Source organism: Corynebacterium aurimucosum (genome assembly GCF_030408555.1).
Classification (GTDB): domain Bacteria; phylum Actinomycetota; class Actinomycetes; order Mycobacteriales; family Mycobacteriaceae; genus Corynebacterium; species Corynebacterium aurimucosum.
The window spans coordinates 2,104,651-2,129,868 of sequence record NZ_CP047048.1; the positions used below are offsets into that span (position 1 = coordinate 2,104,651).

A 25,218-nucleotide genomic window follows, 5' to 3' on the forward strand; every position below is an offset into this window, starting at 1 on the left:
CGGCAGCCCTGCGGCGGAATCGGTGACAACGCGAATCACTAGACGTCCGCCCCTGCACCACCAACGACAGCGCCGCCCATGTTCCAACCATCGAAGTACCACTGGGCGCGAGCGACGTTCTCCGGGGTGAATTCCAGCGGGGAGAGCGGACGAGCGGCGTCGAACTCGGGCCGCGCGGTCAGCTGCGACCAATGGGTGTTTTTCAGACCGGACAGGATCCCGTACTGGTGGTGCTCAAGGCCCAAAAGGTGGCAGGTCAGCGCGGAGATAGCACCGCCGTGCGCGACGACGAGCACCGCTCCCTCGTCCCACTGCGGGTGCCTCTGCATGAGCTCATCAATAACGGGGCGCGCGCGGTTAGCCACGTCGACGCGGCTTTCACCCTGCGGCGGGGCCCAGGTGGGGTCGTGGCGCCATAGCGCACGCGCCCCGGGAAACTGCTCATCCACCTCAGCGGAGGTCATCCCCTGCCACTCACCCAGGTGGGTTTCGCGCAGGCGCTTATCGACGGACACCTCAAGCCCCAAGCGCCGTGCAATGACCTCAGCGGTATCGCGCGCACGGATGAGATCCGAGGAGACAATCGCGGTGATGTCTTTGCCCTCAAGCAGATCGGCGGCCGCGCGGGCCTGGGAATAGCCTACGTCCGACAGCTCTGTGTCCAAGTGCCCCTGCATCCGGCCGGTGGCGTTATACGTCGTTTGCCCGTGGCGGATGAGGAGGAGGCGGCGGGTCATAATTCGTCGTCTTCCGGCTCTGGCTGGGCCAGCGGAATCTCATCGATCGATTCAACGTCGCGCGGGTTCACGTCATCAGACCATTCGCCGGGGCGCTCGGGGGTCTCGACACCCGGGATGTCGAGAAGCGGGCAGTCGTGGTAGAGGCGGTCCAGGCCATAGAACTCGCGCTGATCGTTGCGCTGGACGTGGACCACGATGGGGCCATAATCGAGCAGGACCCAACGGTTCTCGCGATTGCCTTCGCGGCGCTTGGGCTCAAAGCCCTTCTTGGTGAGCTCGTCTTCGACTTCCTCCACGATGGACCCCACCTGGCGCTCGGTATCGGCGGAGGCCAAGACGAAGACCTCGGTGATCGCCAGCACGTCGGAAACGTCAATCGCGGCGATGTTGGTGGCCAACTTTTCATCCGCAGCCAGGGCGGCGGTTTCCGCCATCTGGCGTGCTTCATCAGTAATCGACATGACAATCCCTACACAGTTACGTTTTCTTAAGAACTCTAGTCTTACACGTCGAGGCTCATTTTCCTAGTCGAATTCCCCCGCCCGACTACCGGAAATTACAGTGGCTTTTCCGGGTGGGGGCTATAGAGGTGGTTCTTGGCAATGTATTGCACTACCCCGTCCGGCACGAGGTACCACACCGGCTGTCCTTGCTGGGCGCGGGCCCGGCAGTCTGTGGAGGAAATGGCCATGGCGGGGATCTCAATCAGCTCAATGTCGTCTTGAGAATCCAGCGGCAGCATGTCCTTGCGCAGCTCATAGCCGGGGCGGGTCACGCCAACGAAATGGGCCATCTCCAGCATCTCTTCCCAGTTGCGCCAACTCATGATGGACGCCACCGAGTCGGCACCAGTAATGAAGAAGAGTTCGGCGTCCGGGAAGATTCCGCGCAGATCCCGCAGCGTATCGATGGTGTAGGTGGGGCCTTCGCGGTCAATGTCCACACGCGAGACGGTGAAACGCGGGTTCGACGCCGTGGCCACCATGGTCATCAGGTAGCGGTGCTCAGCGGCGGTGACCTGTTTATCGGCCTTCTGCCAGGGCTGGCCGGTGGGGACGAAAACCACCGTGTCGAGGCGGAAGCGGTGAGCTACCTCGCTGGCGGCGACAAGGTGACCATTATGGATGGGGTCGAAGGTTCCACCCATGATGCCGATGCGTTGTGGACTAGTCATGGCTGGTGAGTATACCGGCCACCGAGTCAATGACCTGCACGTCCTGCCCGGAAGGCTCCCCCAAGAAATAGGAGGCGTGGCGCTCGGCCTTGGTAGCTAAGGCGCGGTTGGCGGCGTCGAGTGAAAAGTCACAGACGAAATCGCCGTCGAGGCAGTAATCGACATAGCGATTCCCGGGTAGCCCGGCGCGGTTCTTTGCCCACGGGACCTGATGAAGCGGATTACCGATGGTGAGCACGGCCTGCAGGCGCCCGGTCTCGGCCAAATTCCCCTCCACGCTCGTCGCGACGAGCGCTCCCTGCGAGTAGCCGGCGGCTACCCAACGCGGGTGGCAGCCGGTGGTGGCCTCATAGTTGTCCACCACCTTCGGGGCATTGCGAGCACCAGTACGCAGACTGTCGACGGCCCCAAACGTCACCGAATATGCCATCTCTCCGAGGGAGTGCTGCTGGAGGATCCCGAAGGCTCGCTGCACCAGCTGAAGCGGGCCTAAGTCCTCGCCCTCCTGCGCCAGGGGCGGCAGGTTCATGGCCGCGGGATAGGCCTCCGGATCCAGTGCCAGGACATACACGTCATCCATAGCGCCAGGATGGCGCTCCTCTACCTGGTGAAACAGGGCGGCAAAGTTGCGTCCTTCAAAGCCCGTGGATTCTGGTGCGTGCGCGGAGTAACGCTGCGGCCCCACGTACTCGCCTTGTTCTTCGTTCTGGTCCGAACCGCGTGCGACGAGCACCACGGTCTCGGGGCAAGTTTCGACGCCGCCGCCCGCCGACGCCACGGGCGCGCTCAAAAGAGACGCTGCCGCGCCAAGCACGGCAGCGGATACTGCAAGAGATAAAGAAAGAGGCTTCACCTTTTCTGTTTTAGCGGAAAAGAATGCCGTCCACCACGCGGTTGATGAAAACACGAGCCACGTCCAAGCGGGACAGACACTAATCCGCGTGGCGACGCTGCCTCTAGGGGCGGGTCTGGCCCGTGCCCTGCAGCACCCACTTGGTAGACGTCAGCTCCGGCAGCGCCATCGGGCCGCGCGCGTGCAACTTCTGGGTGGAGATGCCGATTTCTGCGCCCATGCCGTAGACCTCACCATCAGTAAACGCGGTGGAGGCGTTGAGCATGACTGCTGCGGCATCTACCTCGTTGGCGAAGGTCAGCAGCACGTCGGCGTCCTGGGCCGCAATGGCTTCGGTGTGGCCGGTGGTGTACTCGGCAATGTGCGCGATGGCGCCATCAACGCCGTCGACCACCTTGGCGCAGATATCCATGGAGAGGAATTCTTCGCGCCACTCTTCGTCGGTGGCCTCCACGGCGTCCTTAACCCCGAAGGCTTCGAGCTCCTTCACATCGCCGTGGATGGTGACGCCTGCTTCCTGGAGGGAGGTGATGATGCGGAGCTTGGAGGCGTCGTCAAGCGCGGCGTCGATCAGAACACCTTCCGTGGCATTGCACACCGAGGTGCGGCGGGTCTTGCCGTTGACCACCATGTCGATGGCCTTGTCTAGGTCGGCGGAGGCATCGACATAGAAGTGGCAGTTGCCGGTACCGGTCTCGATTGCGGGGACGGTGGCGTTTTCTACCACGGCGTTGATAAGGCGCGCGCCGCCGCGCGGGATGACCAGGTCAACGAGGCCGCGGGCGGTGATAAGGTCCTGCACGGAATCGTGGGTCTCACAGGGCAAAAGCTGTACGCCCTCGCGCGGCAGATCGAACTCCACGAGGGTGTCCTGGAGGAGCTCGACGAGCTTGGCGTTGGAGTTCTTCGCGGACTTGGAACCGCGCAGCAGCGGCACGTTGCCGGACTTGAGGGCCAGGCCGAAGGCGTCCACGGTGACGTTCGGGCGGGCCTCGTAAACCATGCCCATCACGCCGAGCGGCACGCGGACCTGCTTCATCTGGATGCCGTTATCCATGGTGCGACCCTGCAGGATCTCCCCTACCGGGTCCTGGAGGGAGGCCACCTGGCGCAGGCCGCCGGCAATGCCCTCGATGCGGGTGGCGTCCAGCGACAGGCGGTCGATGAGTGACTCGGACATGCCGTTGGCGCGGCCGGCCTCGATATCGAGCTGGTTGGCAGCGAGGATATCCTCGGTGTGCGCGATGAGGTTCTCGGCGGCGCGGTTGAGGATTTCATTCTTGCGCGGGGTGGGCAGCTGCGCGAACTGTGGCGCCACCGCCTTGGCGGCGCGGGCTTTGGACAGAACTTCTTCACGTTCGGTGTTGCTCATGCCATACCAGCGTACGGAAGGTCTGCCCGCTTGTCAGGGATTTTGTGCAGCTATGGGCTCTTAATGAGTGCCAGTCTTAGGCCCCAAGCTCGCGGCGGCGCTCAGCGGCGGCACGCAGGCGCTCAGCGCGTTTTTTCTCTTCCCCTTCGGAAAGCTCATCGAAGAGCTCTTCATCCGATTCGCTGAACTTCAACACCCCGCGCGCAGCCCAGGAAGCGAAGAACGCGATGACGGGCGAGAGCCAGAAATAGCTCCAGTCGAAGACAAAAAGCCCAAGGAAGAGGGCGATCATCGCCACCGACCAGATAACGGAATCCACTATCTGCACCTTACGCCCGCGGGCAAGCATGTCCTCCAGCTCCGCCTCGTGGCGGCGTGCTGGTGTTGTGGCGCTTGGGGTGGACAGCTCCGGCAGGTCCGCAAAGAGCTTTTCGACGTCCCCGCGCGTGCGCGCCGCGGCGGCCTCGCCGGTGCGCTGCTCAAATTCATCAGGGGCCAACGTACCGTTGACGAAGTGCTGGCTCAGTTGTTCCAGGGCCGCGGAACGCTCGGCATCACCGACGCGGATTTCGGGGTTCTCCATTAATAGCCTGCCTTCGGGTCAACCAGAGTAGGCAGCTCCTCCCCCGCCGCGAAAGCCTTGGCCACCTTGACGGTGTGCGCGCCAATCTTCTCGCGCACGGAGCGCTGCGTATTAGCAATGTGTGGGGTGATAACCACGCGCTTATCCTGCCACAGCGGGTGATCCTCTGGCAGCGGCTCTGGATCGGTGACGTCGAGTGCCGCACCCGCGATCTCCCCTGCGTCCAGGGCTGCAACGAGATCCTCGGTCTTGATGAGCGGGCCGCGGCCCACGTTGACCACCACGGCATGCTCCGGCATCTGCTTAAAAGCCTCCGCATCCACCATATGGCGGGTCTCCGGGGTCAGAGGGGCGATAAGCACGAAGTAATCTGCCCTCAGCCAGACCTTGTCCACCTGGGAAATCGGGTAGGTCTCCTCCGCGCCCTCAACCGGGTTGCCGGAGCGGTTGACCGCGATGATGCGCGGCCCGAAACCGGACAGCATGCTGATTAGCCGCTTGCCAATGCCACCGGCACCGATAATCGCCACCGTCTTGTCGTCGTAGAGGTAGGAGGTGTGGGCCTCCATCTCTGCATAGGAATCAAACGTGCCATTAACGCGGCGATGCGCATGCAGCTGCGCCAACAGCAGCGCGATGGTGGATTCTGCCACCGTGTTGTCATAGACGCCGGCGGCATTCGACCACGGAACCGAAGTGCCCTTCATCGCATCCAAGACGTGATCCACGCCTGCAGAGGGAATCTGTACAAACCCAATGTTCTCCGGCAGCGGATCCGGGAAATCAGCGCCGTTGCCGGTGTAAATGAGGAAAGAGGCCTCATCAAGCGGAGCGCGCTCAAACCCTGCGGCATCGAGCACCTCGATGGTTTCCTCCCAGGGGTGAGGTTCGATGGCGTACTTCATGAACGTCCTCCTTGTTAGTATCCGGCGTCCGGGTCGACGCGCGTGGGCATGTCCTCGCCGCGCTCCCACGCGGCAGCGTTGGCATTGAAGATAGCACCCAAGTGGTACTGGGCCACGTGATCCGAGGCCGCCATGTGCGGCGTCAGCGTGGCATTGGGCAAATCATAAAGCGGGTGGCCATCCGGAAGCGGCTCCGGGTCCATGACCTCGAGGCCCGCGCCGGCAATTTCGCCCATGCGCAGTGCGTCCACGAGATCATCAGTGACTACGGTGCTGCCGCGGCCGACGTTGATAAACACCGCCGAGGGCTTCATGGCGCGGAACACAGCGGCATCAAAGAGAGCCTCCGTAGCGGCCGTCGCCGGCAGGATACTCACCACGAAATCCGCCTCGCCCCATGCTTCGTCGACGCGCTCGATAGGCAGTGTTACGTCAGCGCCCTCCACCGGGCGACCCGAGCGATTCACCGCAGTGATATGCGCGCCAAAGGGCGCGAGATAGGCCATGAGCTGCGTGCCGATGCCTCCCGCACCCACGATGAGCACGCGCGTTGGCCCCTGTTGGTCATAGAGCCAGGCTTGGGATTCATCGAGCTCGCGCGCCACCGACCACGACTTTGCCAGGGCGAAAGCCTTGTGGTGGTGCGCTTGGGAGAGCATCAGCCCCAGCGCGGATTCCGCCACGGGCTTGGCAAAAGCGCCGGCAGAATTGCACCACGGCAGGCCATCGCGCCGGATGAGCCCGGCATCGATATGGCGGTTGACCCCAGTGAAGCAGTATTGCACCCACTGGATATTCTCCGGAATCTCCGGGGTCTGCGCTGGATCCGAGGCGGTGTTCACAAAGACCTCCGCCTGCTCCAAACTCTCAACGCGCTCGTGCCCGGCAGCATCGATATCTGCCACGGTTGCTGCCCACACATCGGGGCCCATGAAATAACGCATTAAATTCGGGACGCGAAGTTGGACAGGTAATCGGCGTGGACAACGGGGCGGCGCATATCCTCCGGCAGCTCCTCGGTGTGCTTGCCCAGCAGGTTGCGCAGCGTGACGGAGTCATAGCCCACCTCACCGCGGCCAATAATCTGGCCCTTGGGGCCCATAATGTCCACGATCTCGCCGGCACTGAACTCACCCTTGATATCCGTGATGCCCACGGCCAACAGGGAGTTTCCGCCGCGAACCACGGCCTCCATGGCGCCCTCGTCGAGGCGCAGGGAGCCGCCGGTATCCGCGCAGTAGAGTGCCCAGAACTTCCACGCGGACAGGCGGCGCTCCTCGCGGGTGTGGAAGACGGTGCCTACGGAGGCGTCGTCAAGCGCCTGCCCAATATTGTCCGCCGAGGTCAACAGCACCGGGATGCCGCCGCGCGTGGCCAGGCGAGCAGCAGAGACCTTCGTGGCCATGCCGCCGGTGCCCACCTTGCCGCCGTCGCCAGCAACGACCGCCTTGAGGTCCTTACCGGTGCGCACCTCCTCCACGAACTTGGCATCGGGCTCCGCGGGGTTCTTGTCGTAGAGACCGTCCACGTCGGAGAAGAGGAAGAGGGCATCCGCGCCAACCAAGTTGGCCACAAGCGCGGAAAGGCGGTCGTTATCGCCGAAATGCATCTCGGATGTCGCGACGGTGTCATTCTCGTTGACGATGGGCACCGTGCGCATCTGACGCAGGCGATCAATGGTGCGCTGGGCGTTGCGGGCGCGATCGCGCTTGCCGACGTCCGACGCGGTCAACAGCACCTGCCCAATGGTGCGGTTATAGCGGGCAAAGGACACACCCCACTCGTAGGCGAGGTGGACCTGGCCCACCGCGGCAGCAGCCTGCTTGGTGGCGAGATCGGTGGGGCGCGTGGTCAGTCCCAGCGGGCCCATGCCCGCGGCTACCGCACCGGAGGAGACGATGATGATGTCCGAGACATTCATGCGGGCGCAGACGGCATCGACGATCTTGTCGATCTTCTCGGTGGAGGTCACAAAGTCATCGCGGGTGAGCGACGAGGAGCCAATCTTGATGACGATGCGCTTAGCTTTGGAGATCTCCTCACGCAGGGGTGAGGAGAAACCGCTGGATTTTTCCGACAGCGTGGTCGTCTCCGGATAGTCCATATCCGGGGTTGGTCCCTCGAAGGGTTCGAGGGGAAGCGGATAGTCGAGCTGGTTGTCGTTTTCGGATGACATACCGGCTCAGTATACCGGGCTAGCCCTGCCAGCGATCGCGGTTTGCGGACTCGCGCGTGACCTCACCATCGGTGCCATAGTCAAACTCGTCGACGAGACCACGGCGCGCCTGGGAGGCGCGCTTGCGCTCGGCAGCGGAGACACGCTCGGTGCTCATGAGGCGGCCATCCTGTCCGCGGCCAGCATCGGTCGCGCGGCCACCGGCCATGGGCTCGTACTCAAAGGTGATATCCCCGATGGTCACCGGGCAGCCTTCCTGCGCGCCTTGGCGGTGCAGCTCGTCTTCAACACCAGCCTTGGCCAGGCGGTCCGCGAGGTAGCCCACGGCCTCGTCGTTTTCGAAGTCGGTCTGGCGAATCCAGCGGTCGATCTTCTCGCCCTCAACGATGAAGCCGCCCTCCACCTCGGGGTCCGGGGTGACGGTGAAGTCGGCGAACCGGCCCTTCTTTTTCTTGCCTACGGACTTGGGCTGAATGATGGTGTGGTTCTTGTCCGCAGCGACCTTGGGCTGGGCCTTGCGGTGCTCGTTGACCATCTCCATGAGCTTGTACTTGAGTGGGTCAAGCCCCTTCCGGGCGACTGCGGAAATGATGAAGACCGGCCAGCCGTACTTTTCCTCGAGGTCACCCTTGACAAATTCAGCTAGCTCTTCGGCCTCAGGAACGTCAGCCTTGTTGAGGATGATGACGCGCGGGCGCTCGCGCAGATCACCCAGGCCAGTGTCCTGCTCCAGCAGTTCTTGGTACTTGGCCAGCTCGGTTTCGAGGGCCTCGATATCCGAGAGCGGATCGCGGCCCGGCTCAATGGAGGCGGTGTCCACGACGTGTGCGAGCACCGCGGTGCGCTCGATATGACGCAAGAAGTCGAGGCCCAAACCTTTGCCCTCGGCGGCCCCGGGGATTAGGCCCGGAACATCCGCCATGGTGAAGGACTCATGGCCCATATCCACCACGCCGAGGTTGGGCTGGAGGGTGGTGAAAGGATAATCACCGATCTTCGGCTTGGCGGCCGAAAGGACCGAAATGAGCGAGGACTTGCCTGCGGAAGGGAATCCGACGAGGCCGACGTCTGCCATGGACTTCAGCTCCAGAATGAGATCGCGCGCCTCGCCCGGTTCTCCCTGCAGCGCAAAGCCCGGAGCCTTGCGGGCTGCGGAGGCCAGTGCGGCGTTGCCGAGTCCGCCGAATCCCCCCTCCGCGGCCACGAAGCGGGTTCCCGGGACCGTGAGGTCCGCGAGCATCTCCCCGTCCTCGGCGTAAACTACGGTGCCCGCCGGTACCTCGAGAATGAGATCCTTGCCGCGCGCACCGTTGCGCATATCGCCAGCACCATTGCCGCCGCGCTCGGACTTGATGTGCGGGCGGTAGTGGAAGTCCATCAGTGTGTGGATTTGGGTTGAGACCTCCAGCAGGATGTCTCCGCCGTGGCCGCCGTTGCCGCCATCGGGCCCGCCGAGCGGCTTGAACTTTTCGCGGTGGACGGAGGCGCAGCCGTGTCCGCCGTCGCCTGCCTGTAGGTGCAAGACCACTCGGTCAATGAATCGTGCCATGCCCGCTAGTCTAACGGTTCCTTGCATGCCGTCCTAGTTGGCCACCGGCGTGAACCCGACGCTAGTGTCCTCTCAGTTTCCTCCGCGCAGCTAGGCCGCACCAGCTGGCGTGAAAACGACAAAATCCCGAGCGGATGCTCGGGATTAAGCCATTAAGCTCTTAGGCAGTTGCTTCTGCAGCAGCCTCTTCAGCCGGAACAATGTTGACCAGACGACGGCCACGCTTGACACCGAACTCAACAGAGCCTGCAGCGAGAGCGAACAGGGTATCGTCGCCGCCGCGACCAACGTTCTCACCCGGGTGGAACTTGGTGCCGCGCTGACGCACGATGATCTCGCCGGCCTTAACCTGCTGACCACCGAAGCGCTTGACACCGAGACGCTTGGACTCGGAATCGCGACCGTTGCTGGAGCTGGAAGCACCCTTCTTAGTTGCCATGTGGTTTCCCTCCTTCAGGGATGAATTACAGCCGGTTAAGGCTTACTTGATACCGGTAATCTTCAGCGTGGTCACCGGCTGACGGTGACCAATGCGACGCTTGTAACCAGTCTTGTTCTTGTACTTGAGGATGTCGATCTTCGGGCCCTTGCCCTGCTCGACAATTTCAGCGGAGACGGAGACCTTCTCCAGGTCTGCAGCCTTCGACTTGACGGTTGCGCCATCGACGAGCAGAACCGGGGTGAGAGCAACGGAGGAACCCGGCTCACCCTCGATCTTCTCGACCTTGACGAGGTCACCTTCAGCAACCTTGTACTGCTTTCCGCCGGTCTTGACGATCGCGTACATAGAGGGCTACCCCTTATCTAAACTCGGCTCGCTAGCAGCTGGGTGGCGCCGCTAGCGAATGGACATTGGACAATTGCGTTCAGATCATAAGCCGCGAGAGACACGCGAAAACCGCGTTCGTCCCATCCAGCGCATTCATGGTCTAAACAGCGACTGTCAAAGACTACCCCGTGAGGGGGCGAAAAGGCAAAACGCCTTTTCTAGCGCGACCTGCGCCGTGTTACACGACGCCTCCCGCGCCCGCCCCTGCTTCTTGTCGACGCCGTAGTCCGTACGGAGGCCTCGCGCTCCTTAGCGTCGCTTCCCTGTCCGCGTTCATTCGATGCCGGGGTGGGCTGACGCTGCGACATCTTGCGCACCACCCGACGACGACCGCGACCACGGGTGGAGCGCACGCCCGTTGTCTCGCCCGACTCCGCGTTCTTTCGCTCAGCCTTATCCTGCTTCTTGGGGGTAGCCAGCTGGGCTTCCTTGGCCGGCGTCTCCTCCTGCACGAAGTCTTCGCGCTTCGGGCGAATATCCGAGCGGGAATTTCCGCGCGTGCGGCGCTTGCGGCGCGGCGAGTTCTCGAAGGCGGCGACGGCCTCCTCGTAGGTCTGCTCCGAGCGCTGGGCGGAAGATTCTTCCGCTTCGGCCTGCTTGTTCTGCGCTTCCTGCTTAGAAGCCGAGTCTTCGCTCGTATCCGCACGCTGCGGCTCCCGGAAAGTACGCGTTGCCCGGCGCGACTTGCGCGAGCGCTTCTGCTTTGACTTCGGCTTCGAACGCTTCGCTTCCAGGTTTTCCGCTACGGCATAGCCAATGGAGGCACTATCTGGCGTATCCGTGTCATCCTCATCGACAACGACCACGCTAGCCACGAGCTCTTCGAGTGAGGATTCCTCGTCGCGCGCCGCTTCTTCGCTATCAGTTTGGGAAACCTCGTGCTCAGATGGTGCGTCTTCGTCATGGCGGTGCATGCGGACGGCTGCCGGGTGCTTCTTCGGATCGCGCTGCGGTGCGCGACGCTCCTTACGAGTCCGGCGCTGCGGCTTCGAGTTTTCTTCCTCAGTGTCCTCATCAACCGGGTAGTCGTGGATGATAATTCCGCGGCCATGGCAGGCCTCGCACTCGGTGGAGAAGGTCTCGATGAGGCCGGTTCCCACGCGCTTGCGCGTCATCTGTACTAGGCCCAGTGAGGTGACCTCGGAAACCTGGTGGCGGGTGCGGTCGCGGCCCAATGCTTCCTTGAGTCGGCGCAGCACGAGGTCTTGGTTTTCCGGCAGGACCATATCGATGAAGTCCACGACGATCATTCCGCCGATATCGCGCAGGCGCATCTGGCGCACGATCTCCTCGGCTGCTTCAAGGTTATTGCGCGTCACCGTCTCCTCGAGGTTGCCGCCGGAGCCGGTGAACTTGCCCGTGTTGACGTCAATGACCGTCATGGCCTCCGTGCGATCGATGACGAGCGTGCCGCCCGAGGGCAGCCACACCTTGCGGCCCAGAGCCTTCTGCAGCTGCTCATCGATGCGGTAGGCGTTAAAAGCATCCTCGCCATCGTGCTCGCGCGCGTCATAGCGCACGACGCGATCGGCCAGGTCGTGTGCCATCGAGTCCACGTAGGCGCTGACCGTGTTGTAGGAACGCTTACCGTCCACCACCAAGGTACTGAAGTCTTCATTGAAGAGGTCACGCACCACCTTGATGAGCAGATCTGGCTCTTCATACAGGGTGACGGGCTTGGCGCCCTTCGTTGCCTTTTCGTGTGCGGCGCGGGCGCTGATGTCCTCCCACAGCGAGTGCAGGCGGTTGACGTCGGAAGCGATGTCCTCCTCCGACACGTTTTCCGCGGCCGTGCGGATGATGGCACCGCCATCTCCCGGGATGACGCGCTCCAGGATTCCCTTGAGGCGCTTGCGCTCCGGTGCCGGCAGCTTGCGGGAGATTCCCGCGCTGCGCCCGCCCGGAACGTACACCAGGAAGCGACCGGCCAGGGAAATCTGGGTGGTCAAACGTGCGCCCTTATGACCGATGGGGTCCTTGGCCACCTGGACCAGCACCTGATCACCGGACTTCAACGCGTTTTCTACCTTGCGGCTGCGCCCACCAATCCCCAAGGCACGCCAGTCGATGTCGCCCGCATACAGCACGCCGTTTCGGCCTTGTCCGATATCCACGAAGGCCGCCTCCATCGAAGGCAAGACATTCTGCACACGGCCCAAGTAGATATTGCCTATCTGGGATGGGTGCGTTTCGGTCGTGACGAAGTGCTCTACCAAAAGGTCGTCTTCGAGCACGCCCACCTGCGTGATGACGCCCGCGCCGTCGGTGCGCTGCTTATCGCGCACCACCATAGTGCGCTCGACCGATTCGCGGCGCGCCAGGAACTCCGCTTGGGAGACAATGTGCTGGCGCTCCCGACCTTTCTCCCGCAGCTCCGCGCGGCGACGGCGCTGTGCCTCGATGCGGGTTGAGCCTTTAATCGCCTTCGGTTCTTCGATGTGCTCGACTTCCTCACGGGCGGACCCACGGCCTTCTGCCCCGCGGCCACGGGAGGTGCCGCGGCTGCCGCGCCGACGACCCCGCGGCTGGCTTACCGGCGCTGCATCCTCCTCGGATTCCTCCTCGTGCTCTTCTGGCTTCTGACGCTTGGACAGCGGCGTGATCTTCGGCGCCATGAAGACTGGCGCAAAGTCGTACACGTCCGGGTCTTCTTCAGCCATCGGGGTAATCAGTGGGGTGAGGTCGTCCCCCTCGTCGCTTTCACCGGCCTCGGCGAGCGCCTCGTGCAGCATTTCAGCATCGACCTTGTCGACGATCTGCGAAATCTCGTTATCAACGTTCTTACGCACGCGCTCGCGCAGCTTCTCCTCTTCCTCGCTCAGCTGCTCCGGTTGCGCGGCCTGCTCAGCATCCTGCGCCAGCGCGGCTTCCTGGGACTCCCCCGCGCTGTCCGGTTGCGCAGCAGACTCTTCCGGTGTGGGTTCCTTTGTCTGTGTCTGCTCCTTCGACTCAGCCTTCTTGCCTGCCTTGCTCACGCGTTTGACCGCGCGCTTGGCGCGCTTCTTCTTGACGGTCTTCGTGGGCTTATCCTCTGCCGAAACCTCCGGCTGGTCGGCGTCCTCGGCCGCGACCTGGTTGTCCTCGGTTGCGGCCTGCTCGGGGGCTTCGGTTGCGGGTACGAGGGCGTCGATAAGCTGGCCCACCTCTTCCGGTGTCAGCGAAGACTGTGCGGACTTCTTAATTCCCATATGTGCGAACTGAGCCACCAGCTCCTTGGAGGCCACGCCCACCTGCTTAGCCAGGGCATAGAGGCGGGTTTTGGGGGCGAGCGCCTCGCGGTCGATCCCCGCTACCGCCGCGGCCAACGTCGATTCACTACGTGCTTCTTCTGTTTTCTTCTTGGATGCCATCAGTGGCTAATCTCCTGACGTCTGCTCACCCCGGGCGCAGGTTGCCGCCACACGGTAGTGAGTCTTTGAAAAATTCTCTTCGTCTTTATTAAGTTGTCAGCGCCTTCCATTCTGGCACAGAGCTCGACCGAGGCTCACATGTTAGTATCGCCGCTATGTCCGACAGCGCGCCCACGAACACACCGGCAGAACGGAAATTACCTAAACAGGCGCCACGCACCGTGGCGCAGGCGCGCGCCCGCAACGAGATTGCGCTGCGGGATATCATCACAGTTGCTGTACCGGCGGGCATCGCCTCCGGCCTTCGCGTCGTCGATTTTCCTTTCCCTTATGCGGTCCCTGTCTATGCGGTGCTCATCATGGTGATGCTCTACGGCGCCATCCGCATCATTCGCAGCAAGCCAAAATTCGTCCAAGCTGCGCAAGAAGAGTACCGGGCGGGCGATTACCCTCTTCTCGCCTACTTTCTACCGGTGCTTGCTATCTTCTCCCCTCTCATCACTGAGGGAATTAAGTCCACCGGGATTATCGGCGATACCTCACCCAACCCCATCCTTATCGCCGCTGGACTTACCGCCTTCTCCATCCCCGCGTTCATCTTCGGCGGCCGTGCCTTCGGCACGACCTCTTTTCGCGTTGGCAAGCGCCGCATCGAGGCCATCACCGAACAAGGAAGCCTCGAAGGCGTCACTCAAGCGAGCATCACCGCAGTAGAAACTCACCCGGAAGTCCTCAGCGGGCTGGTCGCCGCCGGTGCAGTCACTGGCAATACCACCTCCATCTCTGAGCTGGGGCGGCTGATCGGCTACGAGGAGGGGCTCGAAGAAGAACTCCGTGAACTCGAAGCGGCCGGCGTGGTGAAGCTGCCTGGTCTCATCAAGTGGAGTGGTGAGCGGACCTTTAACATCACTCTGACCGAATCCGGCGTGCGCAGCATGGACGCTGCACGCACACGCTAGCGCGGAAGAGTGGCATCTCCCGGGAAGAGTTTCGGGCCAATCCACAGCATGAAATAAACCAGACCAACGAGGACTGGAATCTCAACAAGGGGACCAATCGTTCCGGCAAGGGCTTGAGCAGACATCGCTCCGAAGGTGCCGATGGATACTGCAATGGCTAGTTCAAAGTTATTTCCTGCTGCAGTGAACGCCACGCTGGCAGACTGCGCGTAATTCATGCCAACGGCCTTTGCCACTACCAGCGACAGCACAAACATGCCCACGAAGTAGATAACCAGCGGCACAGCCACGCGCGCTACCGTTGCTGGCTGCTCCACAATGTGCTCGCCCTGCAGGGAAAAGAGCAACACAATTGTGTACAACAGACCAATCATGGCCAGGGGCGATACGGCTGGGAGGAAGCGGTTCTCAAACCATTCCCGTCCTTTTACCTTTTCGCCCCACACGCGAGACAGCGCACCCAACAGGAACGGTATGCCCAAGAAGACAAGTACGGACTTAACAATGGCCCAGAAGGAAAAGTCAGCGCTCATCGTGTCCAGGCCCAGCCATCCGGGGAGAACGCGAAGGTAGAACCAGCCCAGAACACCAAACATAGCGACCTGGAAGATGGAGTTCAGGGCGACAAGCACAGCCGTTGCCTCGCGGTCAGCGCACGAGAGGTCCGACCACACAAGCACCATGGCAATACAGCGCGCAAGCCCCACAATGATGAGGCCGGTCCGCAGCTCCGACTGGTCCGCCAAGAACAGCCACGCCAGAGTAAACATAAACGCCGGCCCCACCAGCCAGTTGAGGACGAGCGATACTGCCATGAGGCGGCCATCCGTGGCAATTTCCTTGGTCTTCTCGTAACGAACCTTGGCCAAGGGTGGGTACATCATGACGAGGAGGCCAATGGCGATCGGGATGGAAATCCCGCCGACTTCAACGGCGCCCAAGGCTTGGCCAATCCCGGGAATGAGGTGGCCAATGAGCAGTCCGGCGGCCATCGCCAGAATGATCCACACGGGTAGAAACCGATCAAGAAAAGACAACGTCGGGCGCTGCGGCACAGCCATGTCTCCCCCTCCTTCAACGTTGAACAGAGCACGATACAAACATGCAATGTACAGCACGTATTGATATGCGTCAATATAACGTAGGGCGCAGGAATAACCCCTATACTGATCGCATGGCTTCCTCTTCCACGCCCGAGACCAGCGCGCGCGGCACTGAGTGTTGCTCCTTAAGCACGGGCCCGCTCAACGACGCCGAGGCGAGGCATTTTTCGCAGCAATTCAAAGTGCTGGCAGACCCAGCACGCCTGCGTCTTTTGTCCATCCTGTGCGATGAAGGCTGTGGCCCCATGAGCGTCACGGAACTCACCGAGCTCACTGCGCTGAGCCAGCCCACGGTCTCCCACCACCTAGCGCGCCTGCGGGAGGCCGGCTTGCTATCCAGACAGCAACGCGGCCGCACCGTCACCCACCAGGTGCACAAAGACGCCTTTATGGCATTGCGCACGCTGCTCTCGTTCGACTAAGCCGCGCCCAGATTATCTGCGCTCGAGCACACAGGACGGGTTCGGGCTAAGGGCCAGAAATGACAAAAGCCCGAGCAGTTCACTCATCTTTGTGAACTGCTCGGGCTTTATTGCGCGCTAGGCGCGATGAACTTCTTTAGAGGTTCGGGAACCAGATGGAGATCTCACGCTCAGCGGACTCCGGGGAGTCGGAACCGTGGACGACGTTCTCGCCAACGGTCAGAGCGAAGTCACCGCGGATGGTGCCCGGGGTGGCCTTCTCCACCGGGTGGGTGCCACCGGCCAGCTGACGCCATGCGGCGATAGCGGACTCGCCCTCGACGATGCCAGCAACCAACGGTGCAGAGGTGATGAAGTCAACGAGCTCGCCGAAGAAAGGCTTGTCCTCGTGCTCGGCGTAGTGCTTCTTAGCGGTCTCCTCGTCGGCGACGCGCAGATCCATGGCGACGAGCTTCAGGCCCTTGCGCTCGATGCGAGAGATGATCTCGCCCACGTGGCCGTTCTTGACGCCATCCGGCTTGATGAGAATGAGTGTACGTTCAGTCATAGGGCACATAGTACAGAACAGGTGCTCCCGCGTCCTGACAGTGGGGCTAATTCTAAGCGTTACGTGAGGTGTTGCACGATTTCTTCCGCGCGCTCATGGCTCGTTCCGCGAAACCACAACTGCACTTGACGCACGGCCGTGCCGTATTGACCGCTCTCCAGCAGGCTTTTTAGCTCCTCGCGGTGCCACTCTTCCAGATCCGCAAACTCCACCGGCCGCTCATCGCGCTGCTGCTTGAGCATACCGACGACGAGGAAGACGAAGGCCGGAATCAGCAGTGCGAGCGGGAACGCGAAGCCACCGAAATACAGCTTGGCCACGAGCGCGGCGATGCACAGCAGTGCGGAAAGACCGTAGAGCAGAAAGAGCATGCCCGTTAGTCTAGCGCGTTGAGTGTCGACTGCAGCCAAACGCGAGAGCGCATGAGCAGGCGCTTTGCCGCCGCGGTATGGGGAGCCCACAACTCGAAGGCATGCACGCCGCCTTCTACAACCTCGCACTGTGTTGGCACACCAGCAGTTTTCAGGCGCTCGGCGTAATCCATAATCTCGCCGTAGAAAAGCTCGCTGCTACCCGCGTAGAGCCACGCCGGCGGTAGCCCCGACAGATCCGTGCGGCGGCCGGGCACGGCATAGGGTGCTTCCGGGTTTCCATCGACGTAGAAGCGCCACGCCTGCGCGTTGGAATCTGCGTCCCAGATGGGGTTGCGGTCGGTGGATGCTGTGCGGTCATCGAGCATCGGGCAAAACAACCACTGCCCCGCTGGTTGAACCCCGCCTTCATCGTGGAGGCGCTGGCACAACGCGGCAGCCAGCCCTCCCCCGGCGCTTTGGCCGGCGATAACAATCCGATCCGGGCTGATTCCCAGCTCTTCCGCATGCGTGAGGAGCCAGTGGTGGGCCGCGTGGACGTCATCAAGCGCAGCCGGAAAAGGGTTCTCCGGGGCGAAGCGGTAATGCGGCGCGACGACGGTGACTCCAACCTCTGCGGCGGTCTCCTTGAGGTGCTTGACGTCCTGGCGCGGATGTCCCATGAGCAGACCGCCCCCGTGGATCCACAGCACCGCGCCGCGCGGGTTCTCCGGGCTATAGATGGTCGCGTGGATTTCGGTGTTCTTCACCCGCCGCGTGCGCACGCCCTGGATTAAAGGTGCCGGCCACAGCGCTGGCACGATGCGCCCGGCACGGCGGATGAGCGGATTAGTCGGATCGAATAGCGACATGAACGTCGCTCCCGCGCGCAGCTCCGGACGGATGTACACCGCAGCGACCTACTTCTCAGTCAGGTGCTGCGTGGTGAGGTAGCCGCGCTCCATGCGGGCGACGATCACCGAGCGCATATAGGCCGCGAGCGCCCAGAGCAGGGCGAAGATGATGAAGATAGTCGCCACAGACCAGTGGACCATAAAACCGAGCACGATACCGATGACGTGGAGGACAATCTGTACCCCGACGATCCACGGCTTATTCATGAAGGGGAAAGACGCCAGGAGCAACACCATAAAACCAATGACCACGCCATAGTTGAACGGGGTCCACAGGGTGCCGTCATAAAGCTTGTATAGCATCGGCAGTGCGAGGACCAGGGTGATCAGCTCCATTGTGAGGGAGCTCGCCACCACCATGCCGCCGAATTGCTTGAGGGGATCCTTGGCCGGTGCCTGGCCCAAGCCAAGCGGACCAATCTCCTCCTCGGGGACGGGTTTACGGGGGCTCATGCGGGTTCCTTTCCAAAGAGTGCGCGGGCGTCACCGGCAGTGACGACCGAACCAGTGATCACGATGCCGGAACCGGACTGCACGTCGGCATCCTCCGCCAATTCGACGGCCTGAGTATAGGCACTAGGGAGGTCGGGCTCGACATACACGCGCTCTTCGCCGAAGATATCGCGGGCCAGCTCCGCCAGCTCATAGGCATCGCGGGCGCGCGGGGAGGTGTTCTGAGTAATGACGATCTCCGTGAGCACAGCCTCCAGGGCGGTGAGGATGCCGGTTGCATCCTTGTCCGTGAAGATGGACACCACGCCGATGAGGCGCGCGAAGTCGAAGTCGCGGTCGAGGGCTGCAGCCAAAGCCTTAGCGCCGTGTGGGTTGTGGCAGGCGTCAAGGAAGGTCGTGGGGCTGGTGCGCACGCGCTCCAAACGGCCGGGAGAAATGGCTTTGGCAAAGCCGGTGCGCACTGAAGCAATGTCGAGCGGGTGGCCTGCCGACGCCCCGAAGAAGGCCTCCACCGCGGCCAAAGCCACGGCCGCGTTCTTGGCTTGGTGCTCGCCGTGCAGCGGCAGGAAGATGTCTTCGTACATCCCACCCAGGCCCTGGATGGTCAGCTGCTGGCCGCCCACTGCGATGCGCGATTCCAGTGCAGCAAATTCGGAGCCCGCGCGGGCCACGCCGGCGCCGACGTCTACCGTGCGCTGCAGGATAACGCGCATCGCCTCGGGGTCTTGTTCAGCAACGATGGCGATGTTCTCCCCTGGCGTGAGCACGTCCTCGGCATCGTGCTCGCGGGCCTTGATGATGCCGGCCTTCTCACCAGCAATCTCCGTAATGGTATCCCCGAGGTAGTCCGTGTGGTCGAGGCCTACCGGCATGACCACGGCTACCTCAGCATTGACCACATTCGTGGCATCCCACGTGCCGCCGAGGCCGACCTCGACAACGGCGACGTCGATGGGGGCATCGGCAAAGGCTGCGTAAGAGATGGCAACAAGCACTTCGAAGGTGGACATGGGAATGTCGGAGCGGGAATCCACCATCTCCACATAGGGCTTGATTTCACGCCAGATGCGCACGAAGTCGCGCGGGTGGATGGGGTGGCCGTCGATGCCGATGCGCTCGGTGACCAGCTGCAGGTGCGGGCTGGTCACCAGGCCAACGCGGCGGTGGAAGGCGCGCAGCAGCGAATCAATCATGCGGGCGGTCGAGGACTTACCGTTGGTGCCAGCGACCTGGATGACGTGGAAGGAACGCTCCGGGTTACCCAAGAGATCCATGAGCATCTCGATGCGCTCGAGGCTCGGCTCGATGATGGTCTCTGGGGCGCGGGCGTTGAGCTCCGCGGTGACCTCGGCCAGCTCCGCGAGCTCTTCCGGCGTGGCCTGCTCCGGGGCGGCCTCCTCGTAATCCTCCTCGCCACCGAGGTTGAGGGTCAGGCCGGAGTCGGTGATTTCCACCGGCCCACCATCGGTGCCCTCCGCGAGGGCATCGACGACCTCAAATTCCTCGCGGTTCTTCTCCTCCGCCACTACTTGAGTCCCTCCAGACGTGCGGTGATGCGCTCGACCTCCTCCTGGGCCACCTGCTGACGCACGCGGATCTTCTCCACGACTGCCTCCGGTGCCTTGGACAGGAAGGCCTCGTTACCCAACTTCTTGCCGGTCTGGTCCAGTTCCTTCTGGGCCTTGGCCAGATCCTTCTCCAGGCGCTTGCGCTCAGCGGCGACGTCGACGGCACCGGAGGTATCCAAGGTGACCTCAACGGTGGCCTGGGACAGACGCACCTCGATGGAAGCAGACGCGGTGAAGTCCTCGCCCGGTTCCGTGGTATTAGCCAGGTTGCGGATGAGTCCCTCCTGCTCTTGCAGGTCAGCCGCGGCGAAGTCGAGGCGTCCCGGGACCTTCTGAGAAGGCTTGACGCCCTGATCGGAGCGGAAACGGCGCAGCTCGGTGATGAGCTTGTCGGCATCCTGAATGCGGCGGGCAGCCACCTCATCCTTCTCCGCGCCACCGTTGGTGTGCTCCTGGGTAGGCCACTGCGCGGTGACGATGGTCTCCCCGCCAGTCAGAGCCTTCCACAGGACCTCGGTGACGAAAGGCATGGTCGGGTGCAGCAAACGCAGAACCAGGTCAAGAACGCGGCCCAGAACGATCTGAGTGGTGCGTCCGGTGGCCTGCTCCTCGGCGCTCGCCGCATCGAAGTCGCGCGGGATCTGGGTCTTGGCAATCTCCAGGTACCAGTCACACAGCTCATCCCACACGAAGTGGTAGAGCAGCTCATTGGCCTTGGCGAACTGGTAGTCATCCAGGTAGGCGTCGACCTTGGCGCGGACCTCCTCGGAACGGTCGAGGATCCAGCGGTCGGCGTCGGTCAGCGCGTCGCGTGCCGGCAGCTCCGCCACGCCCGCGCCGTTCATGAGCGCGAACTTGGTGGCGTTAAAGAGCTTGGTGGCGAAGTTACGTCCGGCGGCGGCAGCGTCGACTGCCAGCGGCAGGTCCACGCCCGGGTTGGCACCGCGGGCCAGGGTGAAACGCAGCGCGTCCGCACCATAGTCGCGCACCCAATCCATCGGGTCGATGCCGTTGCCCAGGGACTTCGACATCTTGCGGCCCTGCTCATCGCGCACGAGACCATGGAGGTAAATATCCGTGAACGGCACCTGCGGGCGGCCATCCTTGCCTTCGCCGAGCACCTCCGGGGTGTGCGCGCCGGCAAAGGTGCCGAACATCATCATGCGTGCGACCCAGAAGAAGAGGATGTCATAGGCGGTAACCAGCACGTTCGTGGGGAAGAACTTCTCCAGATCGGCGGTCTTTTCCGGCCAGCCCATCGTGGAGAAAGGCCACAGCGCAGAGGAGAACCAGGTGTCCAGAACGTCCGGGTCCTGGACGTAGCCTTCCGGCGCTTCCTCGTCGGGACCAAGGCAGATGATGTCGCGCTGGTCGTCCTCGCCCTCTGGCCCGTACCAAATGGGGATACGGTGGCCCCACCACAGCTGGCGGGAGATGCACCAGTCGTGCATGTCATCGACCCACTCGAAGTAGCGCGGCTCCAGGGACTTCGGGTGGATGGTGGTATCGCCCTCGCGGACGGCGTCGCCGGACATCTTCGCCATCTTCTCCACGGCCACAAACCACTGCAGGCTCAGGCGCGGCTCAATCGGCTCGCCGGAGCGCTCCGAGTGGCCCACGGAGTGGACGTAGGGGCGGATCTCCTTGACAATGCGGCCCTGTTCGCGCAGCGCCTCACGGATCTCTACGCGGGCCTCTTCGCGGGTCAGGCCGTCAAACTTCGTGCCGGTATTCGCGATGTGTCCGGTGGTGTCCATGATGGTGGGCATGTCAAGCTCGTGGCGCAGGCCCATGGCATAGTCATTCGGATCGTGTGCCGGCGTGATCTTCACTGCACCAGTACCGAATTCCATGTCCACGTAGTCATCGGCAATGATCTTCAGGCTCAGGTCATCGCGGAAGGGGTGTGGCAGTTCCTGGCCCACCAGGTGGGCGTAGCGCTCGTCCTCGGGGTGGACGGCAATGGCGACATCGCCCAGCATCGTCTCCACACGGGTGGTGGCCACAATGAGGTGGGGTTCATCGTCGTTCAGCGAGCCATAGCGAATGGAGACAAGCTCACCCTCGACGTCCTTGTACACCACCTCAATGTCGGAGACGGCGGTCTCCAGGACCGGGGACCAGTTGACCAGGCGGTTGGCCTGGTAGATCATGCCCTCGTCGTAGAGAGTCTTGAAGATGGTCTGGACGGCGCGGGAGAGGCCATCATCCAGCGTGAAGCGCTCGCGGGACCAATCCACCGAGTCACCGATGGCACGCATCTGGTTTTGGATGGTGCCGCCGAACTCTTCCTTCCATTCCCAGACCTTGTTGATGAATTCTTCGCGCTCATAATCCCAGCGCTTCTTGCCCTCCTGCTCACGCAGGCGAGCCTCCACCTTGGTCTGGGTAGCGATACCGGCGTGGTCAGCGCCCGGCAGCCACAGGGTGGCATAGCCCTGCATGCGCTTGCGGCGAATGATGGAATCGATCAGAGTGTGGTCCAGGGCGTGGCCCATGTGCAGCTGGCCGGTGACGTTCGGCGGCGGCAGCACGATGGAATAAGGCTCGGCTTGCGAGGACGCATCCGGGGTGAAGTAACCGGCGTTTACCCAGCCTTCGTAGAGGTCTTTTTCTACTGCCTGCGGCTCCCAGGACTTGGGAAGCTGGTCCGCGCGGTTGGTGCCAACGAGTTGCTCTTTATTCTGATCAGTCACCTGGCCAACTCTACCCTGTACGTCAACTAGCACTAGCGCCCTGTCTAGAGTAAGAGCATGTCTCACAATCCTGGCCACCGCGCCCGTCTCCGCACCCGCTTCTTTGCTCAAGCCAAAGAGAACTCTCAGGCCTTTGCGTGCCTGACGAGCTATGACTGCATGACCGCCGAGATCTTCGATGAAGCCGGGGTGGATCTCCTGCTCGTCGGCGATTCCCTGGCCAATGTGGTCCTGGGCCGCGAAACCACGCTCTCGCTTACCCTCGATGAAATGATTCCGCTGGCCCGCGCCGTGGTTTCAGCTACCTCCCGCGCCTTCGTGGTGGTGGACTTGCCCTTCGGTTCCTATGAGGCCGACCCCACCCAGGCACTGGAGTCTGCCGTGCGCGTCATGAAGGAAACCGGCGCGCAGGCCGTGAAGCTCGAGGGCGGTGCGGAGCGCGCGCCCATCGTCGCCGCGCTTGCCGCCGCAGGCATCCCCGTCTGCGCCCACATCGGATTCACGCCCCAACAGGTTCACGCCTTGGGCGGCTTCGTGGTCCAGGGCCGCGGTGCCGGTGCGGAGAAGCTGCACGAGGACGCCCGCGCGCTTGCCGACGCCGGCGCCTTCGCCGTGGTACTGGAGATGGTCCCAGCTGCGTTGGCTGAGGAGGTGACCAAGGAACTGCCCATCCCCACCATCGGCATCGGTGCCGGCGCGCAGACCGACGGCCAGATCCTGGTGTGGACCGATGCCTTCGGGCTGGGCGGACCCAAGGCGCCGCGCTTCGTGCGCCGCTACGCAGACCTGCGCGGCGCGCTGCTGAAGGGTGCGAAGAATTACGTGGCCGATGTGGGCGAGCGCTCCTTCCCCAACGCCGAGGAATCCTTCGAGGACTAAAGTTTGGGCCATGCAGATCCTTACAACTAAATCTGAACTCCGCGCCTTCCGCGCGGCCGCATCCGGCACCGTGGGCTTGGTACCCACGATGGGCGCGCTACACGGAGGCCACGCTTCACTCGTGCGCCGCGCCCGCGAGGAGAATGACACCGTGGTGTGCTCGGTCTTTGTCAATCCCCTCCAATTCACCGACCTCGGCGATTGCGAGGACTACCGCGCCTACCCGCGCGACCTCGACGCGGATGCAGCACTCCTCGATTCTCTAGGCGTGGATGCGGTTTTCGCTCCCACCGTGGAGGAGATGTACCCGGGTGGCACCCCGCGGGTGTGGGTGCGCACGGGTGAGATGGGCTCGGTCTTGGAAGGCGCTTCGCGCCCCGGCCATTTCGACGGCGTGGCCACTGTGGTGAGCAAGCTATTCACTCTCGTGCGCCCCGACCGCGCCTACTTCGGGCAGAAGGATGCCCAGCAGGTGGCCATCATTCGGCGCTTAGTGGCGGACCTCGACCTGCCACTCGACATCATCAGCGCGCCCATCGTCCGCGCGGCGGACGGCGTGGCCGAGTCCAGCCGCAACTCTCGCCTGAGCCCTGTCGAGCGAGAGCAAGCCGTGGCGCTGTCTCAGGCTCTCTTCGCACTGCGGGATGGTGCATCCCTGGACGAGGCGAGCGCGCAGCTCGCCTCCTCCCCCGGCGTCACCGTGGACTACCTCACCGTGGTGGATCCAGCCACGCTCGAGACCGTTGATGCACAACACCGGCCCGCCCTGGCGCTGGTTGCAGCGCAGGTGGGGCCGGTGCGGCTCATCGATAACTTAGTGCTTGAGTCTTAGTCCTTGAGCAGGTGGGCTACGGCCTCGCGCTCCTCACGCAGCTCTTGAACCGAGGCCTCGATGCGTTCCTTCTGGAAATCGTTGAGCTCGAGGCCTTGCACGATTTCCCACTTGCCGTCGCGGGCGACGGTGGGGAAACCTGAGACGAGGCCCTCGTCCACGCCATAGGAGCCATCGGAGACGACGGCTGCGGTACGCCAGTCCTCGGTGCCGTGGATCCAATCGTGCATGTGATCCACCGCGGCAGAGGCTGCGGAGGCAGCTGAAGACTTACCGCGTACGGCGATGATCTCGGCGCCGCGCTTGGCCACCTTCGGAATCATCTCTTCCTTGTACCAATCCTCATCCACCTCGGCGTTGGAGAAGGTCAGGTCCGGGAACTGGGAGGCAGAGTGATTGCCCCACACGGCAACTTTGGTCAGCTCCGCGGTAGGCACTCCCGTCTTGAGGGAGACTTGGCTCTGGGTGCGGTTGTGGTCCAGGCGCATGAGCGCGGTGAACTGGCTCGGGTCCAGGTCCGGTGCGCTGTTCGCCGCAATATAAGCGTTAGTGTTGGCCGGGTTACCCACGACGAGGACGCGGACATCGCGCGCAGCGACGTCGTTCAGCGCCTTGCCCTGGACCGTGAAAATGGCACCGTTGGCTTCCAGCAGGTCGGCGCGCTCCATGCCCTTGCTGCGCGGGCGGGAACCGACGAGGAAAGCAGCCTTGGTGTCCTTGAAGGCCACGTTCGGATCATCGGTGACGGTAATGCCGCGCAGGAGGGGGAAAGCAGAGTCATTGAGCTCCATGGCCACGCCTTCAGCGGCGCCCACGGCGTCCGGGATTTCCAGCAAAGCCAGCTCCACCGGGGTGTCCTTGCCATAGACATCACCCGCAGCGATGCGCCACAGCAGAGAGTAGGCGATGTTGCCGGCGGCGCCGGTCACGGTGATCTTGACGGGTTTCGATGCAGTCATGTGCG

25 protein-coding genes are annotated in these 25,218 nt (G+C 62.8%); 4 read left to right on the forward strand and 21 right to left on the reverse strand.

The annotated features are described in order from the left end of the window. Window positions 1-38: 38 nt before the first annotated feature. The 13 genes from CAURIM_RS09960 to CAURIM_RS10020 all read right to left on the reverse strand — a co-directional run bounded on the left by CAURIM_RS09960 (window position 39) and on the right by CAURIM_RS10020 (window position 13,531). Entirely contained in the window at window positions 39-737 is a 699-nt protein-coding gene (locus CAURIM_RS09960; RefSeq protein WP_201829266.1) for a histidine phosphatase family protein, read from the reverse strand. Next, the gene (gene rsfS, locus CAURIM_RS09965; RefSeq protein ID WP_201829263.1) at window positions 734-1,201 is read right to left on the reverse strand and encodes a ribosome silencing factor; all 468 of its coding nucleotides are present in this window, start codon (window positions 1,199-1,201) and stop codon (window positions 734-736) included. The genes CAURIM_RS09960 and rsfS overlap by 4 nt, the downstream gene beginning before the upstream one ends. 95 nt (window positions 1,202-1,296) lie before the next feature. Next, entirely contained in the window at window positions 1,297-1,914 is a 618-nt protein-coding gene (gene nadD, locus CAURIM_RS09970) for a nicotinate-nucleotide adenylyltransferase (RefSeq protein ID WP_201829262.1), read from the reverse strand. Beyond that, on the reverse strand, window positions 1,907-2,767 hold the full coding sequence (locus CAURIM_RS09975) for a cutinase family protein (RefSeq protein ID WP_201829260.1): 861 nt from the start codon (window positions 2,765-2,767) through the stop codon (window positions 1,907-1,909). The genes nadD and CAURIM_RS09975 overlap by 8 nt, the downstream gene beginning before the upstream one ends. Window positions 2,768-2,870: 103 nt before the next feature. Further along, complete coding sequence (locus tag CAURIM_RS09980; RefSeq protein WP_201829258.1) at window positions 2,871-4,139, reverse strand: glutamate-5-semialdehyde dehydrogenase; 1,269 nt, start codon at window positions 4,137-4,139, stop codon at window positions 2,871-2,873. A 76-nt stretch (window positions 4,140-4,215) separates the two neighbouring features. Next, window positions 4,216-4,722, reverse strand: coding sequence for a DUF1707 SHOCT-like domain-containing protein (locus CAURIM_RS09985; protein WP_201829256.1), 507 nt, complete (start codon window positions 4,720-4,722; stop codon window positions 4,216-4,218). Further along, window positions 4,722-5,627, reverse strand: coding sequence for a D-isomer specific 2-hydroxyacid dehydrogenase family protein (locus tag CAURIM_RS09990; protein WP_201829253.1), 906 nt, complete (start codon window positions 5,625-5,627; stop codon window positions 4,722-4,724). The genes CAURIM_RS09985 and CAURIM_RS09990 overlap by 1 nt, the downstream gene beginning before the upstream one ends. Window positions 5,628-5,641: 14 nt before the next feature. Further along, window positions 5,642-6,571 carry a D-isomer specific 2-hydroxyacid dehydrogenase family protein gene (locus CAURIM_RS09995; RefSeq protein WP_201829251.1) on the reverse strand — a complete coding sequence of 310 codons (930 nt, stop codon included), beginning with the start codon at window positions 6,569-6,571 and terminating at the stop codon, window positions 5,642-5,644. After that, entirely contained in the window at window positions 6,571-7,731 is a 1,161-nt protein-coding gene (gene proB, locus CAURIM_RS10000; protein ID WP_236659415.1) for a glutamate 5-kinase, read from the reverse strand. The genes CAURIM_RS09995 and proB overlap by 1 nt, the downstream gene beginning before the upstream one ends. Before the next feature lie 91 nt (window positions 7,732-7,822). Continuing rightward, window positions 7,823-9,352, reverse strand: a complete 1,530-nt coding sequence (gene obgE / locus CAURIM_RS10005; protein ID WP_070719555.1) for a GTPase ObgE — start codon at window positions 9,350-9,352, stop codon at window positions 7,823-7,825. A 160-nt stretch (window positions 9,353-9,512) separates the two neighbouring features. Further along, window positions 9,513-9,791 carry a 50S ribosomal protein L27 gene (gene rpmA, locus CAURIM_RS10010; RefSeq protein WP_070447838.1) on the reverse strand — a complete coding sequence of 93 codons (279 nt, stop codon included), beginning with the start codon at window positions 9,789-9,791 and terminating at the stop codon, window positions 9,513-9,515. Window positions 9,792-9,833: 42 nt separating this feature from the next. Continuing rightward, window positions 9,834-10,139 (reverse strand): 50S ribosomal protein L21, encoded by a 306-nt coding sequence (gene rplU / locus CAURIM_RS10015; RefSeq protein ID WP_070447835.1) that lies wholly within the window; start codon window positions 10,137-10,139, stop codon window positions 9,834-9,836. A 200-nt stretch (window positions 10,140-10,339) separates the two neighbouring features. Continuing rightward, a complete protein-coding gene (locus CAURIM_RS10020) occupies window positions 10,340-13,531 on the reverse strand; it encodes a translation initiation factor IF-2 N-terminal domain-containing protein (RefSeq protein ID WP_201829248.1) in 3,192 nt (1,063 codons plus the stop codon). A gap of 155 nt (window positions 13,532-13,686) precedes the next feature. Between CAURIM_RS10020 and CAURIM_RS10025 the strand changes: the two genes are divergently transcribed. Further along, on the forward strand, window positions 13,687-14,490 hold the full coding sequence (locus tag CAURIM_RS10025) for a hypothetical protein (protein ID WP_070711116.1): 804 nt from the start codon (window positions 13,687-13,689) through the stop codon (window positions 14,488-14,490). Here CAURIM_RS10025 and arsB read toward each other — a convergent pair. Beyond that, the gene (gene arsB / locus CAURIM_RS10030; RefSeq protein ID WP_201829246.1) at window positions 14,487-15,551 is read right to left on the reverse strand and encodes an ACR3 family arsenite efflux transporter; all 1,065 of its coding nucleotides are present in this window, start codon (window positions 15,549-15,551) and stop codon (window positions 14,487-14,489) included. The two genes, CAURIM_RS10025 and arsB, sit on opposite strands and share 4 nt — an antisense overlap. A gap of 113 nt (window positions 15,552-15,664) precedes the next feature. Between arsB and CAURIM_RS10035 the strand changes: the two genes are divergently transcribed. Then, window positions 15,665-16,015: an ArsR/SmtB family transcription factor gene (locus CAURIM_RS10035; protein ID WP_201829244.1), complete on the forward strand. Its 351-nt coding sequence runs from the start codon at window positions 15,665-15,667 to the stop codon at window positions 16,013-16,015. Between the two features lie 136 nt (window positions 16,016-16,151). Here CAURIM_RS10035 and ndk read toward each other — a convergent pair whose 3' ends face one another. From ndk to CAURIM_RS10065, 6 genes are read right to left on the reverse strand one after another with little or no spacing between them, the layout of a single operon-like run. Further along, the gene (gene ndk, locus CAURIM_RS10040; RefSeq protein ID WP_039676402.1) at window positions 16,152-16,562 is read right to left on the reverse strand and encodes a nucleoside-diphosphate kinase; all 411 of its coding nucleotides are present in this window, start codon (window positions 16,560-16,562) and stop codon (window positions 16,152-16,154) included. 59 nt (window positions 16,563-16,621) lie between these two features. Beyond that, window positions 16,622-16,933: a hypothetical protein gene (locus CAURIM_RS10045; protein ID WP_070711118.1), complete on the reverse strand. Its 312-nt coding sequence runs from the start codon at window positions 16,931-16,933 to the stop codon at window positions 16,622-16,624. 5 nt (window positions 16,934-16,938) lie between these two features. Beyond that, a complete protein-coding gene (locus CAURIM_RS10050) occupies window positions 16,939-17,823 on the reverse strand; it encodes an alpha/beta hydrolase (protein ID WP_236659393.1) in 885 nt (294 codons plus the stop codon). 9 nt (window positions 17,824-17,832) lie between these two features. Then, window positions 17,833-18,279, reverse strand: a complete 447-nt coding sequence (locus tag CAURIM_RS10055) for a DUF4233 domain-containing protein (protein ID WP_070447819.1) — start codon at window positions 18,277-18,279, stop codon at window positions 17,833-17,835. After that, window positions 18,276-19,805, reverse strand: a complete 1,530-nt coding sequence (gene folC / locus CAURIM_RS10060; RefSeq protein ID WP_290205042.1) for a bifunctional tetrahydrofolate synthase/dihydrofolate synthase — start codon at window positions 19,803-19,805, stop codon at window positions 18,276-18,278. Before folC ends, CAURIM_RS10055 begins: the two co-directional genes overlap by 4 nt. Then, complete coding sequence (locus CAURIM_RS10065) at window positions 19,805-22,543, reverse strand: valine--tRNA ligase (protein ID WP_201829242.1); 2,739 nt, start codon at window positions 22,541-22,543, stop codon at window positions 19,805-19,807. Before CAURIM_RS10065 ends, folC begins: the two co-directional genes overlap by 1 nt. Before the next feature lie 57 nt (window positions 22,544-22,600). On the opposite strand from CAURIM_RS10065, the gene panB reads away from it, so the two are divergent. Together panB and panC are read left to right on the forward strand one after the other, a co-directional pair. Then, window positions 22,601-23,422 (forward strand): 3-methyl-2-oxobutanoate hydroxymethyltransferase, encoded by an 822-nt coding sequence (gene panB / locus CAURIM_RS10070; RefSeq protein ID WP_201829240.1) that lies wholly within the window; start codon window positions 22,601-22,603, stop codon window positions 23,420-23,422. 10 nt (window positions 23,423-23,432) lie between these two features. Next, a complete protein-coding gene (panC, locus tag CAURIM_RS10075) occupies window positions 23,433-24,254 on the forward strand; it encodes a pantoate--beta-alanine ligase (RefSeq protein ID WP_201829238.1) in 822 nt (273 codons plus the stop codon). Here panC and CAURIM_RS10080 read toward each other — a convergent pair. After that, complete coding sequence (locus tag CAURIM_RS10080) at window positions 24,251-25,213, reverse strand: malate dehydrogenase (RefSeq protein ID WP_070447804.1); 963 nt, start codon at window positions 25,211-25,213, stop codon at window positions 24,251-24,253. The genes panC and CAURIM_RS10080 overlap by 4 nt on opposite strands. Window positions 25,214-25,218: the final 5 nt, after the last annotated feature.